This window comes from Enterobacter sp. K510 (genome assembly GCF_055804875.1).
In genome coordinates this window covers 424,050-438,176 of record NZ_JBNRLQ010000003.1, presented here as the reverse complement: position 1 = coordinate 438,176, position 14,127 = coordinate 424,050, and the positions used below count along the sequence as shown (strand labels likewise).

Genomic DNA, 14,127 nt, shown 5'->3' with positions numbered 1-14,127 from the left:
TTAAGCAGCATTAATACTTGATCCAATGTCGGCTGTGCGTTATTTTTTGTTGCCGGGCGCATCCAATGTGCCGTCATTCCTTATTAATAACGATTTAATTTTATGAAAAAGACGCTTTTAACTTTGGCTATTTTATTGCCTGTGGGAAACGCGTATGCGCATGATAATTGTGCTGCGCTGGATAACTGGCAGTCGGAATGCAGCGCCGCAGAGCAGGCGGTAGAGGATAAAATAAACCAGACGCAACAAAATGGCATAGACAGCTGGTTAAACGATATTAACAACGAAGCGGATCGCCTTGGCGTCCATTTTGACAGCCCCGAAGAGGTTAATTACTGGAACGAGCATCATTACATTACGTGGGGCGACACCAGCGTATCCGATGATTTACTTGCTCAGTTGCATGATAGTATTACGGGGGATCACAACACCGGCAAGCCCGATAATAACGGCAGCGATAATAACGGCGATAACAATAATAATAACGCCGATAACAATAATAACCCCGATAACAATAATAACCCCGACAATACCGACAACCCTAATACTGACCCGGCGGATAACGGCGATACCTCACTGGCTTCGGTGATCGGTTACGCGGATGCTGTTTCCGATCACGCCGAAGCCGCCGCAGAAGGGCACGCCGATGACGCCGCCGCCGCAGCTGAAAAGCACGCCGACGCTCATGCGGACAGCGCCGCGGCTCATGCCAGAGCGCAGGCTAACACCTACACCGATGAACAGTTTGCCGCTGCGGAAGCCTACGCCAAAGTGCTGGCGGAATCCTCCGCGCGTTATGTTGATCAGGGCGTACAGGATGCAAAACGCTATACCGATCGCGTCGCTAAAGGTTTGCAAAAGCAAATTGATCGCAATAACAAAGCGATTAAACGCCTCGGTGCCAGCGCGCAGGCCACCGCTAACCTCCATTACAACGCTAACCGCAGTGGCTATGCCGTATCAGTAGGCGATTATCGCGGCGAAACCGCGCTGGCGGGCGGTTTGCAGTTCAGAGCGGGTAATCACAGTGCCGTTACGGTGCAGGGCAGTTATGACGCTGAAGCCTTTGGCGGCAGCATCGGTTTACATGGAGACTGGTAACAGATGTCACCTTACATGAAGCTTTTTCTTTATCTGCTTATCGTTGGCTGGGGATTGTTTGAGGGCGTACGAAATAACCCTGATAAATAACCTCCCTGGAATTTACTCACCCGCATAATGTTCATGGCGGGCCATCAGTATCCTCATCAGTGAGATGAGGATACTGACCTCATTTGCAGTGCTGCCTGATGTCAATCACTATCCACAATCACCCAACATAAAATCTGCGAAACTAGACATTTGTCGACTTTTCATCTTAAAGTCGGGATTCTGCTGTCAGACAACGCTGGTGTTCAGTTAACAAATGGTTAAATAATATTTTGCCGGGTGTAAATGACCGACCGAAAACCTCCATGGTCGGCATACAACCGGTGTTTGCAGTCGCTACGACACACCTCTTTGGGAGAATTTATGCATTCCTCTGTTAATAAAAACGAAAGCCGGACTTTCTTCGGGCATCCTTATCCGCTTGGCTCGCTGTTCTTCACGGAAATGTGGGAACGATTCTCCTTTTACGGCATTCGCCCGCTGCTGATTTTGTTCATGGCCGCTACCGTCTACGATGGCGGTATGGGGCTGGCACGTGAAAATGCCTCGGCCATTGTGGGGATCTTTGCCGGTAGTATGTATCTTGCCGCGTTGCCGGGCGGCTGGCTGGCGGACAACTGGCTCGGCCAGCAGAGGGCGGTGTGGTACGGCTCAATTCTGATTGCCCTGGGCCACCTCTCCATCGCGCTGTCGGCCATGATGGGCAACAGCATGTTTTTTATTGGCCTGATGTTTATCGTCCTTGGCTCCGGGCTATTCAAAACCTGTATTTCGGTGATGGTCGGTACGCTTTATAAAAAGGGCGATGCGCGTCGTGACGGCGGCTTCTCGCTGTTTTATATGGGCATCAACATGGGATCCTTTATCGCGCCGCTGATTTCTGGTTGGCTGATTAAATCCCACGGCTGGCACTGGGGCTTTGGTATTGGTGGAATCGGCATGCTGGTGGCGCTGGTTATCTTTCGCCTGTTTGCCGTACCGGCCATGAAACGCTACGACAGCGAAGTGGGTCTTGATTCCACCTGGAACAACCCGGTGGCGAAGAAAAACGGCGTCGGCGGCTGGCTGCTCGGCCTGGCGGCAGGCGTGGCGATTGTCGTGGCGCTTATCGCGCAGGGCGTAATTGTGATTAACCCGGTCGCTGTCGCCAGCGTGCTGGTATACGTCATTGCCGCCTCGGTGGCCCTCTACTTTATCTGGCTCTTTGTGTTTGCCGGGCTTAACCGTAAAGAGCGCGCCAGACTGCTGGTGTGCTTTATCCTGCTGGTTTCCGCCGCCTTCTTCTGGTCGGCCTTCGAACAGAAACCGACGTCATTTAACCTGTTCGCGAATGACTATACCAATCGTATGATCGGTGATTTTGAGATCCCTGCGGTGTGGTTCCAGTCCATTAATGCGCTGTTCATTATCATTCTGGCGCCGGTGTTCAGCTGGGCATGGCCGATGCTGGCGCGTAACAATGTGCGCATGAGCAGTATGACCAAATTTGTGATCGGCATTTTGTGCGCTGCGGGCGGCTTTGGGCTGATGATGCTGGCGGCGCAGAACGTGCTGGCGAACGGCGGGGCAGGCGTATCGCCATTCTGGCTGGTGGGCAGCATCCTGATGCTGACTCTCGGCGAATTGTGCTTAAGCCCGATTGGTCTGGCGACCATGACCCTGCTTGCGCCGGAAAGAATGCGTGGTCAGATGATGGGGCTGTGGTTCTGCGCCAGTGCGCTGGGCAACCTGGCGGCGGGTCTGATTGGCGGTCATGTGAAGGCGGATCAGCTGGATATGCTGCCGGATCTGTTCGCGCGCTGCTCTATTGCGCTGTTGATTTGCGCGGCGGTGCTGACCCTGCTTATCGTTCCGGTGCGTCGTATGCTGGAAAATGCCCAGGTGAAAACTGAAGCAAAACCGGTTGCTGATGCCTGAGTGATATAACGACGCTATGGCAGGTGTAAGCCTGCCTTAGCGTTTCGCCGTATCAGGCATAGCGACCAAAGACATGATAAAGACCCGTCAGGTTATTGACTGCAAACTTATGATAAATGTTGCGACGATGGTGGCTCACCGTTTTGCCGCTGACGTCCAGATAACGTGAGATTTCCTTATTATTTCGCCCTGAAATAATGTAGGGCAATAAATCACTTTCCCGCTTCGTCAGGTTCTTCTCTTTTTCAATATGATACAGCCGCCTGTTTTTGGTGACGATAATATGCTGATTGCCGGAGGCAAAATCCTTCAGGCACGCCTTTAATTTTCGGACGGCACTGACGCAATCAATTGAGTAATCGGAAACGGTATTGATAAGAATATTTTCAATGGTGTTTTCGAAGCAGCTTTCACGCGTAATAAATATAAAATAACTATCTGGATACTTATTCTTAACAACCAACAGATCGATGAGTTGCTGAATGTCTGACTGCCCGTAATCCACCACTATCGCTTTTGTTTGACTAAGTATTTTCTTGGTGAATGTATTAATGGTATCGCTGTACATCACCCGTGAAAAGGATTTGCACTCGGTAAGTAGTTGACGGGAAAGCTCATGAAACCCTTCACGAAAGAAGCTGCATGACGTTATTACAGCGATCATTATCCATAACCTTTATTAAAAATATTCATGGTGGCAATAATTACCTGTGACGGCAATAAAAGGCAATTAAGAAATAGGATTTGGATTATAAGAAAACTCTTACCAAAAAAGAAGCATATCGTGCGGCGACATTATTTTTATTACGATGGTGCTTAATAACTTTATAAAAAACAGATGGCTATATTTTTCTTTAAGATAAATCGTATTAGGGCAGCAACTGTCTGAATGGATCGCGAACTTTCCTCTGATATGTTTGGAGTCGTAACAAAATGTGAACTCATTAATTAAAGTACAGGCCCGCTGTCGGTAACGGGAACGCCGTAAAGAAATCGCGGCGCATTACCTTAAATAAGGCTGAATACTTAAGGAGTATGGTATGGAGAAGAATTTCCGCATCACCCGCATTGCCAGAAGTGTAGGGCTGGTATTAGGTGGCAGTCTTATCGTTCCTCACCTCAGCGCTGCAAATACCTGTGTCTCTTATAGCGCCGGAACCTGCGGGCTTAAGGAGTTGCAGGTCACCACCAGCCTTAATCCAAAACCGACAGCCTGGTATTTTACCAGCCCAACCCAGGATGCCGCCATTAACGGCGATGCGGCCGCGAAAAGCGTCTATTTCGCCAGCGGTACCTCGTCACGTGGCGATAATGACATTCAAAACCTGTTGGTTGATGGCGCGAAATTAGATAACGCTTACATTAACGCCAGTAAAAAAGGCACCGCCAGTATTACGCTGGCGAATAACGCGTCCGTGGACTGGCTGGAGGCTGGCGGCGGCACCACGCATTTACAGATAAAAGTCGATCGCTCCACCGTGAACGGCGCGCAGGCGGACGTGGACTACGATAAGAACGGCAAAACCCCTGCCAGTAAAAACTATGCCAGAGGGTCGGCGCTCTACCTCAGTACCACTGATAACGGTAACCAGAAAATCGATATTGTTAACGGCAGCGTGCTGAACGGCAGAGTGTTAACCGGCGGTGGCGGTATTCATGAAATAAATATCGAAGAGAGCCAGTTGAATAAGGGCGGCGTGGTGATCTCCGGTAGCCGCAATAACAATACCATCGCGTTGAAAAATAGCCGTATTGATACCGCCGGCGCGGTGGTGCCAACGGATAAAGCGCTGCACATTACCAGCTTCGCCACCACGGAAATCCAGAACGACATTGCGCTGGAAAACAGCCAGCTTAACGGCAGCATTTCGGTCACCAACCCGAAAACCGGTTTAAATACCCTGACGCTGAACGGCAGTACCGTGACGAAAACCACTAATGCCAATGGCGATGCGATTATCGTGAACGGCGGCACCTCCACCCGTCTGGCGGCGGCGTCCAGCACCATTAATGGCAATATCGCGCTGACCAGCAGCGATCGTGTGCAGGTTGATCTGCAAAACGCTCAGCTTAACGGCAATATGACGCTCGGCAACGCCATCGGTATTGATGTAAAACTCAGTAATAATGCGCATATCACCGGCGATGTGATCCTCGCGGGTGACACTGTGCAGAGCGCGAACGTGCTGCTCGACAATGCCGTTATCGACGGTCACCTCTACGGCAGCGTCAACAGCGCCCTGACGCTGGCCCGCTCGATGACCCGTCTGGATGGCAGTAAATTCAGCAATATCAGTAAGCTGAATATTATCGGCCAGACCGCGATACAGGGCGGCTTTACCGACGGTAACGTCGGCCAGGCGTTGCAGGTGAACGGCGGCAAAGTGACCGCCCCCGTCGATCTGAGCCTGGGAAAACTGACGTTCAATGCGGCGCAGATTATGGCGGATACGCTCTCCCTGCGCGATGGCGCCTCGCTTGAGCTGACTAACAAGAGCCTGCTGCAAACCCGGTCAGCACAGCTTTTTAATCAGGACGCCAGCACTGATACCACAGGCGGATTTAACGCTACCGGATCGCGCATCCGCATTAATGACAGCACCCTGGTGTTAACCGACAGCACCTATCAGCTCGGCTACGTGAAGTCGATAAACCAGCTGCTGGAAGGCCACACCAATGGCGCGCTGGTGATGACCGGACAACTGGTCAACGGCGATACGGCCGTGGGCACCGTCACTATCGCCGACGCCGCGGTTGCCGGGGCGGTACTTTCAGTGGTGCAGGTCACGGCGGATAAAAACCATCTGGTGATAGGCGCGTCCGGCGCGCCGCTGCCGGAGGATGCCATCGGCGTGGAAAACAGCTTTGGCGCCGCGCAGCTGGTGCTGGAAGGCACGCAGGATGCAGAGGTTGAAATTACCGGCGGCCAGTCGCTGACGCTGACCGGGGCGATGGGCGGCGCGCTGATTGGTGTCGCCGGGGCGCCTGAGGCAAATGTGAATATCAACGTCAGCAACGGCGCGTTAAACCTCGGTGCCAGGGCCACGGGCAACACCAGCGGCACGCTGCATGGCAATATCAGCGTGGGCAGCGACAGCCAGATGAACGTGGTCGCCGGACACCACAGCGTGACCTCCGGCAACAGCGAAGCGGCCATAGTCAGCAGCGGTACGGTGAATATCTATCAGAACGCTATTTTTGACGCCGACCTGGCGTTGCAGGATGAGGCGCAACTGAACGTTCAGGGGGCGCTTAATGCGGAGCATCTGATCGCAGGAGAGGACGCCATGATCACCGTCGGCAGTCTCACCGCCGCGGGATCGCTGGTGGTGGGCGATGCGGATCTGCAGGGCGCGCGGATGTTTATCGACCCGGCATGGAAGAGCGGCGCCACCCTGAAAGACGCCTCGCAGGTGGTAATGGCCGGTCGCGAGGTGAATGGTCGCCTGACCACCGGGCAGAATGCCCTGCTGGTGCTGGGGGACACGTCCAGCGCAGCTGCGCTGCAACACTTCGCCGACAGCGGGCTTCGCTGGGGCAAAGAGAGTATTACCGCGGCACTGGCGATTGGCGCACCGCAAACGCTGGCGGCAGGAACGGGCGGTCTGCGTATTGATGGCTCGCTGACCAGCGCATCGGCTTCCCGTGACGCCACGGTGAACCACGCTGAATTTGGCGAACATTCGCTGCTGATGGTGAATGCTTCCGCCGCCGCAGGGCACGGGGCGCTGAACGCCACTGACGGCACGTTAAAAGTGGCAGACTCGGCCGCGCTTTATATCGCCGACGCCAGAGCCAATAAAACCTATACCATTGCGAACGGTTTCAGTGACATCCAGCGGGAAGGGCAGGGCTGGCAGGGGGCGAACCTGGTGGTGAACAAGCTGCTTGACGCCACCACACAGGAAAATAACGGCGCGGTAACGGTCACCACCTCCGCCAAAGCGTCGCAGGTGGTTCTGCCGGGCGTGGCGATCGGTAATGCGCTCAACAGCATGATCAGCAGCGGATCGAACTCGCTGACCAGTCCGCACGCCAGTATTCGCCTGCTGTCGACCGCCATTGAAGATCCTAAAGTGCACAACAGCGAGGTGATCAAAACCGTCAACAGCGTGGCGCAACTGGCTATTGCGGGCGGGGTGCAGAGCAGCACGCTGGCGACCGGGATGGCCGCTGCCGGGGCGATTCAGGACAGGCTGTCGGTCACCGGTAACGGGCTGCAAGCGGATAAGGATGCCAGCGTCTGGGTGCAGGCGCTGTATGGCAACCAGCGCAACCGCGATTTGCACGCCTCGCGCATGACCTACGGCTATGACACCGACTTCACCGGCCTGATAGTGGGCAGCGATATGGCTTATGACAGCGCGCTGGGGGCGATGCGCAGCGGCGGCGCGGTTCATGCCGGTAACGGTGAAACCGACTCCACCGGTGACTTCAACGCCACCAGTAATGACTTCAGCTTCTGGGGCGTCGCGCTGTATCAGAACTGGGCGAGTCAGGGCGCGAACGTCACTGCGGACATCGGCTACAGCGAAAACCGTAACGACCTTGAACAGCGTATTCCGGCATGGACAAATCTGGATGGCAAAGTGAAGGGCGCGGTGGATTCGCAGTTGTTCACCGTCGGCATCACCGGTGAATATCGGATTAACACGCCGCTGGTGGAGATTGTCCCGCACGCGGGCGCTCGCTTCAACCAGCTGACCACCCACGGGTTCGATACTAACGGCAGCCGTCGCGACAGCCTGTTTAAAACGGATCAAACGCGCCAGGATATCTGGCAGTTCCCGGCGGGTGTGAAGTTTACTAAAGCCTTCGCGCTGGATGCGGGCTGGGATCTGCGCGCCCGGGCTGATGTCGGAGTGATTGCTGTCGCAGGCGACACGCGCACGCAGAGCAGAGTCTCCGCACCTGGGATCCAGGCTTCTGACGTGATTGCCGCCGATGTGGTCGACAACACCGCGTTCAACGGACAACTGGGCGTGAAGCTGCACAAAGGCAACATGGCCTTCGGCGTTGGCTACAACATCACGGCGTCTGAACACAGCACCGGTCAGACGATAGGCGCAACCTATAAACTTTCCTTCTGATAACATGAGGCTCGCGGGCGTCAGGCCCGCGATTTTTTTAGCTTAAATCATGCAGGGCTTTATCGAGTGGCGGCGTAAGCGCCATCTCCGGAAACTCCACTGCCAGCCCGCGCCGTTCAGGCGTACAGCACATCACGCCCACTTTCGCCGGGCCACGCGGAAACCAGCCTAAACGCAGCAGCGGCCAGTGCTGGCCATCGGTGGAATACTGTAGCCGCAGGCTGTCGCCCTTGCGTGTGAGCCGCAGCCAGAAAGTGCGCGGATCGCCCGGAAAAATCCCCGTCGCCCAGTCCGAATTCTCCCGCGTCAGCACGCTGCCGATAGCCGGCGCGCCATCGTTATACTCAATGCCGGCTTTTAACCAGTGGTGCTCGTCGATCATCAGCATGATCCCCGCCTGGTCGTACAGGGTGTTGAAATCTGCGCATACCTTTACCTGGAAGGTAAAGTCATCGGCGACTTCTGTTGCGAAGATATGCCCGGAAAAGCGCTCAAAGCCATACCAGGTTTTTTGCCAGAAGTCGGTCTTTTCGTCGGTAATAACCTGTAGTTTACCGTTTTCGTAATGCCACTGTGCGGGTTCATTGATCCAGTTAAAATTTACTGACATGCAGCCTCCAGCGTCGTCAGGATGAAGTCTCAGTGTAGAATCTTTCATACAAAACAGCCTATGGCGTACGCACCATTTCATACTGGGCAATCACCATTTCCTTAAAGCCCGCCCCTTCAAACAATGAAGAAAAAGCGGACGGAACGGCGACGGGCGTTCCAATCCCAGGATATTGCGCGTTGATTTTTTGCAACAGCTGGCGGGCAAGGCCCTGACGGCGGTGCGCGGGATCCACGAAAAGATAGCGCAGCTGCGGCGTGGCTGTCAGCGTGGCGATCACCCCCCAGGCGTGCTCGCCATCTTTCACCACCCGACACGGCAGCGACGGGAAGCAGAGCGGATCGAGCTGCCAGGGCGTATTTTCAGCCGGGCCGCGATAAACCGCGCACAGCAGGCCATCCAGCGAGTCGTCTGCCAGTTCAGTCCTGGGTTCGACAAGCTTGCCCTGATAGCCGCACAGTTCGCGCGCGACGCAAAATCCCAGCGATTCATACAGCGCAATGGCAGGCGTGTTCTCGCGGATCACTTCCAGCGACAGCGAGGTGACCTCTGCCAGCCCGGCAAATAACGCGCTCAGCATCGTTTTGGTCAGCCCTTTACCGCGCCAGCCAGGCTGGATCGCAAAGGCCGCCAGCCGCGCACGTTTGCCCCGCCGCGTAATAAGCGCGATCGCCACAGGCTCGTTATCCATAAACCAGACGCAGGAATCTGCAAAGCTCAGCCCCTCGGCAATAAAGCGGGCGGCGAAGTGCTCTGGCGTCAGCGTAAAAGGAACAAAATAATCCTGAAAACAGCGCCCGAGAATATCCGTCAGCTCAGTGATGCTGAGCGCGTAAGCGGGTACGGCGGTAAAAGGCATCGCATCTCTCCATGAACAAATGAGTCACTTATTCTACAGGGTAACGCCGACGGTTACTGTTGGGTTGACGGCAAAAGGCAGCTACACTCAGTTTGCAGATAACATTGCGCATGTTGCGCGCTTTTGCCAGAGGATATGACAATGCACCACACGATGAAAAACGATCCTGAAGATACGTCAAAAGAAGAAACCCAGGGTTCCGGCCTGTTGCAGCAAAAAATGCTCGCCTCCCGCTCGATCATTATTTCCGGCGAGATCAACCAGACGCTGGCCGAAAAAGTAGTGACGCAGCTGATCCTGTTGCAAAGCATCAACAATGATCCGATTAAGCTTTATATCAACAGCCAGGGCGGTCATGTTGAAGCGGGCGATACCATCCACGACTTTATCAAATTCATTCGTCCGGAAGTGCATGTCATTGGTACCGGCTGGGTCGCCAGCGCCGGGATCACCATTTACCTGGCAGCGAAAAAAGAGCACCGGTATTCTCTGCCAAATACCCGTTTTATGATCCATCAGCCGTTAGGCGGCGTGCGTGGTCAGGCAACGGATATTGAAATTGAAGCGCGTGAAATTATTCGCATGCAGGAAAGGGTTAACAAGCTGATTGCCGACGCGACCGGGCAGCCGCTGGAAAAAGTGAAAAAAGATTCAGATCGTAACTACTGGATGTCACCGGAGCAGGCGCTGGATTACGGCGTCGTCGGTAAATTAATTCAGCACTATGATGATTTAAACCTCGACTAAGCCTGTATTGCGCGCATAAAAAAAGCTCCCCAGGGAGCTTTTTGTTTTTGTCGGACGGCGCCAGGACAGGCTCGCTGACTTATTTTGTCAGTTCAGCGGTCATGTGCACGTTATTACTGACGTTAGCTTCGGTAATTTTATAGGATGCGCCGGCTTTTTCTGCTTTTGCGGCAATCTGCGCTTCAGCGGCGTCCAGCGTGGAGGCAGAAGCGGTAACGGATTGTGCGAAAGCGCCAAAAGACATCAGGGACAGAGCGGCTACAGCGGCCAGGGTTTTAACGTTTTTCATGATAATTCCTTCAACAGTATATTCGGTAAGAGCGTTAACTTTTCGTTCAGGGATCATTAGTTACTGGAGATCGCCTGCGGTCAGGTTTTCAGGATCGAAAGCGTGACTGTATTCCAGGTGGTTCTGATGCGCGGTGTTATCGATATTCGAACCGGCTTCAGGACGCGGTGTATGGTTATCGGCTGCCATTGCGCCAAAGGAGACGGTGGCGGCCAGGATAAAAGCAGTAACTACGCTGATGTTTTTCATTTTTTATACCTTCTTTCATCAAGGGTCGTTATCGGCGACTTATTTATAAATGACCGCAGTACCGTGCAGCGTATTCGGGCCGGTAACAGAAGTAATGCGGTAAGACTTCGCGCCCATTTCATCGGCTTTCTGTGCCAGTTCTGCTTCCAGTGATGCGATGTTAGTGCCCGCGTTAGCTGAGATATGCCCCACTTTCTGCTGACCGGCGGGAGTCGCATCAACCTGCACCGCAGCGACGCTTGCGAAAGAGAGTGAACTCAGGATGGCGACGGCGAACAGAGCTTTAACGTTTTTCATAATCAGTACCTTCAGTATTCGGTGTAATGAGTGTCGTAAGTAATTACTTAACGATCGATAGACAAATGATAGATGTGATCTGCATCACACGTCAACCTTATTTTTTAATGACCGTTAATATAATTATTAAACCCATATAAATCATTTAGATACATGAAAAAATTTTTTGTATAAAACCTGCTGGTCATCGCTGCCGACTTGTTTTTATAATGATTACTATATAAATCACTGAAAGCAGGGGGCCGAATGACCATGCAGATGACAAGTTGTACGAAGAAAGGCAGGGGACGACCCAAAGTGTTTGACCGTGAGGCCACGCTGGATCGGGCGATGGAACTATTCTGGCAGCACGGCTACGAAGCGACCTCGCTTGCCGATCTGGTAGAGGCGACAGGCGCGAAGGCGCCGACGTTATATGCAGAATTTACTAATAAAGAGGGACTGTTCCGGGCGGTACTGGACCGCTATGTCAGTACCTTTGCCGCCAGGCACAAAGCGCAGTTGTTCTGCGATGAGAAACCTGTGGAGCAGGCCGTGCGTGACTATCTCACCGCGCTGGCCCGTTGCTTTACCAGCACAGATACCCCGGCAGGCTGTTTTCTGATTAATACTTCCGCCACGGTATCGGCATCTTCAGAGCAAATCGCCTGTGCTGTGCGTACCCGTCATGCGCAGGAAGAAAAGATGCTGCTGGCGTTTTTAACGCAACGGCAGGAAAAGGGTGAACTGCCCGCCCACACCGATTTGTCAGCATTGACCGCTTTTATAAGCTGCCTGATCCAGGGGATGTCGGTCAGCGCCCGTGAAGGTGCGTCGCCTGAAGATCTGATGCAAATTATCGATACGACGCTGGCGTTGTGGCCGACGTTAGTTTCGTCTTAAGTCATTAAAATGATTGGTTTTACTGATAAATGGCGATACGGCCGGAAATGTGACCGGATACGATAATAAAAAATTTTCAGATAATTCTGCTAAAAAAGCACAATTTTAAGGCGGTCTGGTATAAACCATCTATAATCTCTATTCATACCTTTGAGGGTGAAAATGTGAACAATGGTTTTTACCGGATCCGGTACAAAGGTATCGTGCAGCTCGCATTCTATACGAATGAAGAAGTAGAAAACCTTGACACCGGTACGCAGACAATGGGTTTCTGGCGCTTTGTTGAGGGCTTTGAAATCGACAACAATGACGAGATTGGTGTACTGGGTGGGCCTTATGACGCCTTTGGAAACTCGCTGACGAGCATTGTATTAAGCAATGACACTGTTTATACGGGTGGCATTTTCGGCAGCGGCGAACAAACGGAACAAATATAATCTCAGAGAGGCCGATCGGACGATCGGCCTTTCTTTTTACTGCTTAAAAGCAGCAGATGAAATTACGCCTGCTGTTCAGCAAGGATCGTCAGTTTCTCATCTGTGGCTTTTTCTTCTTCCAGCGTTTCACCCAGTAAACGGGCAGCTTCTTTATAACCCAGTTTCACCGCCAGTGCGCGAAGCGTACCGTAAGTGGCGATCTCATAGTGCTCGACCTTTTGCGCAGCGCCAATCAAACCAGCGTCACGTACCGGGCCCGCTTCTACAGAATCGATGATTTCCTGGGCTTCCTCGACCAGACCTTCTAACGCATGGCATTTCATTCGCTTAATGCGTACACCCTCAGTGGCTTCCACCAGTTGATCAAGACGCTCAATCTGACCTTGCGTCTCTTCAAGGTGTTGTTTGAACGCGGCGACCAGTTTCTCATCGGTGGCTGCGCGAGCCATTTTCGGCAGGGCACGCGTAATTTGCTTCTCAGCGCTGTAAACGTCTGATAAATCGTGAATGAATAAATCTTCTAAAGTCTTAATGGTCATTTTGTATTCCTTAAATAATCATTGGAGAAACAATCCGCAAATTATGCGGGATTACGCGATGGTCAGGTTTCAGTTTAGACGATCCTCAAAATTTGCAATGAAAATAAAAATTTAGATTATGGGATGATTCCTGGGGAAAATCAGGCGGGGGATAATTACGTCACCTGTATAAACTATGTGAAAGTAATACTTCTTTATTAATTGCCGGGCCGGGAAATACCAGAACAGCGGTATGATAAGTTGGCAAGCCAGAATTTTCCTTTAATCCTGTACGGAAAACGATACACTTCAACATACGTTGTAATGAAGTCGTTGAGGAAAGAACGATGCTTTCGAATATCCACACCCGTACCGGGCAGCCGTCGCTGTTCCGGGCAGGTGCCCAGGCCTGTTTCCCTACGCTCCCCGGCTACTGGAGTATCGGTATCGCGGCAGGCGCGATAGGGACGTTATCCGGCTTTTCTGTTGTGCAAATCACGCTGCTGGCAGGGTGTCTTTACGCGGGCTCCGCGCATTTCCTTTTTTACTCCTTATGGGCCGCCGGGGCAGAAACCGCCTCCATCGTGCTGAGCGTGCTGCTCGTCAACCTGCGTTATCTGTTGATGAGTTCCTCTGTCAGCCTCTTTTTCCAGCACAGCACCACGTATCAGAAAATTGTCAGCGGCCTGCTGTTGACCGATGAAACCTTTGGCGTGGCCGTACAGTATGGTAGTGAAGCAGGTGAAATTCCCTTTAAATGGATGCTTGGCCTGAACCTCACGGCCTGGATTAACTGGATCATCTCCTGCGTACTGGGAGCCTGGCTGGCGTCGTCGCTGCCTGCTGCACTGATGGAAGGCCTGAGCTTTAGCCTGGTATCGATGTTTATCGGGCTGATCCTGATGACCTGGTTTGCCAGTAAACGACAACGTCTGGAAACGCTGACTATCGTCACCGCGATGGTCATAACCCTGTTATTTCACTCATGGTCGAACACCAGCCTGGTTGTTATTTTTGCCGCTTCAGCGGCAGCTACCCTGGCGACACTGGTGTTGATCAAAATGGAAAAAAGGGGCAAATAAC

Annotated in this window: 14 protein-coding genes; 7 read left to right on the top strand and 7 right to left on the bottom strand. The window is 52.9% G+C overall.

Annotated elements, in window-relative coordinates:
• Window positions 1–102 precede the first annotated feature (102 nt).
• Together ACQUTD_RS07480 and ACQUTD_RS07475 are read left to right on the top strand one after the other, a co-directional pair.
• Window positions 103–1,101 (top strand): YadA C-terminal domain-containing protein, encoded by a 999-nt coding sequence (locus ACQUTD_RS07480; RefSeq protein ID WP_473274015.1) that lies wholly within the window; start codon window positions 103–105, stop codon window positions 1,099–1,101.
• 411 nt (window positions 1,102–1,512) lie between these two features.
• The gene (locus ACQUTD_RS07475; protein WP_318376141.1) at window positions 1,513–3,066 is read left to right on the top strand and encodes a peptide MFS transporter; all 1,554 of its coding nucleotides are present in this window, start codon (window positions 1,513–1,515) and stop codon (window positions 3,064–3,066) included.
• 52 nt (window positions 3,067–3,118) lie between these two features.
• On the opposite strand, the gene ACQUTD_RS07470 is transcribed toward ACQUTD_RS07475, so the two are convergent.
• Complete coding sequence (locus ACQUTD_RS07470; protein ID WP_473274016.1) at window positions 3,119–3,730, bottom strand: LuxR C-terminal-related transcriptional regulator; 612 nt, start codon at window positions 3,728–3,730, stop codon at window positions 3,119–3,121.
• Between the two features lie 376 nt (window positions 3,731–4,106).
• Here ACQUTD_RS07470 and ACQUTD_RS07465 point away from each other — a divergent pair, with 376 nt between their 5' ends.
• Window positions 4,107–8,156 (top strand): autotransporter outer membrane beta-barrel domain-containing protein, encoded by a 4,050-nt coding sequence (locus ACQUTD_RS07465; protein ID WP_473274017.1) that lies wholly within the window; start codon window positions 4,107–4,109, stop codon window positions 8,154–8,156.
• A gap of 37 nt (window positions 8,157–8,193) precedes the next feature.
• Here ACQUTD_RS07465 and ACQUTD_RS07460 read toward each other — a convergent pair whose 3' ends face one another.
• Both ACQUTD_RS07460 and ACQUTD_RS07455 read right to left on the bottom strand, forming a co-directional pair.
• Window positions 8,194–8,766 carry a DUF1349 domain-containing protein gene (locus ACQUTD_RS07460; protein ID WP_473274018.1) on the bottom strand — a complete coding sequence of 191 codons (573 nt, stop codon included), beginning with the start codon at window positions 8,764–8,766 and terminating at the stop codon, window positions 8,194–8,196.
• Window positions 8,767–8,824: 58 nt separating this feature from the next.
• Window positions 8,825–9,625, bottom strand: coding sequence for a GNAT family N-acetyltransferase (locus tag ACQUTD_RS07455; RefSeq protein ID WP_473274019.1), 801 nt, complete (start codon window positions 9,623–9,625; stop codon window positions 8,825–8,827).
• Window positions 9,626–9,766: 141 nt separating this feature from the next.
• Here ACQUTD_RS07455 and ACQUTD_RS07450 point away from each other — a divergent pair, with 141 nt between their 5' ends.
• Entirely contained in the window at window positions 9,767–10,372 is a 606-nt protein-coding gene (locus ACQUTD_RS07450) for an ATP-dependent Clp protease proteolytic subunit (protein ID WP_072567463.1), read from the top strand.
• A 79-nt stretch (window positions 10,373–10,451) separates the two neighbouring features.
• On the opposite strand, the gene ACQUTD_RS07445 is transcribed toward ACQUTD_RS07450, so the two are convergent.
• Genes ACQUTD_RS07445 through bhsA form a run of 3 tightly spaced genes read right to left on the bottom strand, consistent with a single transcriptional unit; the run spans window position 10,452 to window position 11,207 of the window.
• Window positions 10,452–10,661, bottom strand: coding sequence for a YdgH/BhsA/McbA-like domain containing protein (locus tag ACQUTD_RS07445; protein ID WP_072567464.1), 210 nt, complete (start codon window positions 10,659–10,661; stop codon window positions 10,452–10,454).
• A 60-nt stretch (window positions 10,662–10,721) separates the two neighbouring features.
• Window positions 10,722–10,910, bottom strand: coding sequence for a hypothetical protein (locus ACQUTD_RS07440; RefSeq protein WP_473274020.1), 189 nt, complete (start codon window positions 10,908–10,910; stop codon window positions 10,722–10,724).
• A 39-nt stretch (window positions 10,911–10,949) separates the two neighbouring features.
• Window positions 10,950–11,207, bottom strand: coding sequence for a multiple stress resistance protein BhsA (gene bhsA, locus ACQUTD_RS07435; protein ID WP_318363185.1), 258 nt, complete (start codon window positions 11,205–11,207; stop codon window positions 10,950–10,952).
• 246 nt (window positions 11,208–11,453) lie between these two features.
• Here bhsA and ACQUTD_RS07430 point away from each other — a divergent pair, with 246 nt between their 5' ends.
• Window positions 11,454–12,089 carry a TetR/AcrR family transcriptional regulator gene (locus ACQUTD_RS07430; protein WP_072567467.1) on the top strand — a complete coding sequence of 212 codons (636 nt, stop codon included), beginning with the start codon at window positions 11,454–11,456 and terminating at the stop codon, window positions 12,087–12,089.
• A 164-nt stretch (window positions 12,090–12,253) separates the two neighbouring features.
• On the top strand, window positions 12,254–12,526 hold the full coding sequence (locus ACQUTD_RS07425; protein WP_318363186.1) for a hypothetical protein: 273 nt from the start codon (window positions 12,254–12,256) through the stop codon (window positions 12,524–12,526).
• A 62-nt stretch (window positions 12,527–12,588) separates the two neighbouring features.
• On the opposite strand, the gene ACQUTD_RS07420 is transcribed toward ACQUTD_RS07425, so the two are convergent.
• The gene (locus ACQUTD_RS07420; RefSeq protein ID WP_072567469.1) at window positions 12,589–13,065 is read right to left on the bottom strand and encodes a YciE/YciF ferroxidase family protein; all 477 of its coding nucleotides are present in this window, start codon (window positions 13,063–13,065) and stop codon (window positions 12,589–12,591) included.
• A gap of 326 nt (window positions 13,066–13,391) precedes the next feature.
• Between ACQUTD_RS07420 and ACQUTD_RS07415 the strand changes: the two genes are divergently transcribed.
• On the top strand, window positions 13,392–14,126 hold the full coding sequence (locus ACQUTD_RS07415; RefSeq protein ID WP_321988681.1) for an AzlC family ABC transporter permease: 735 nt from the start codon (window positions 13,392–13,394) through the stop codon (window positions 14,124–14,126).
• The last annotated feature ends 1 nt before the right edge of the window (window position 14,127 follow it).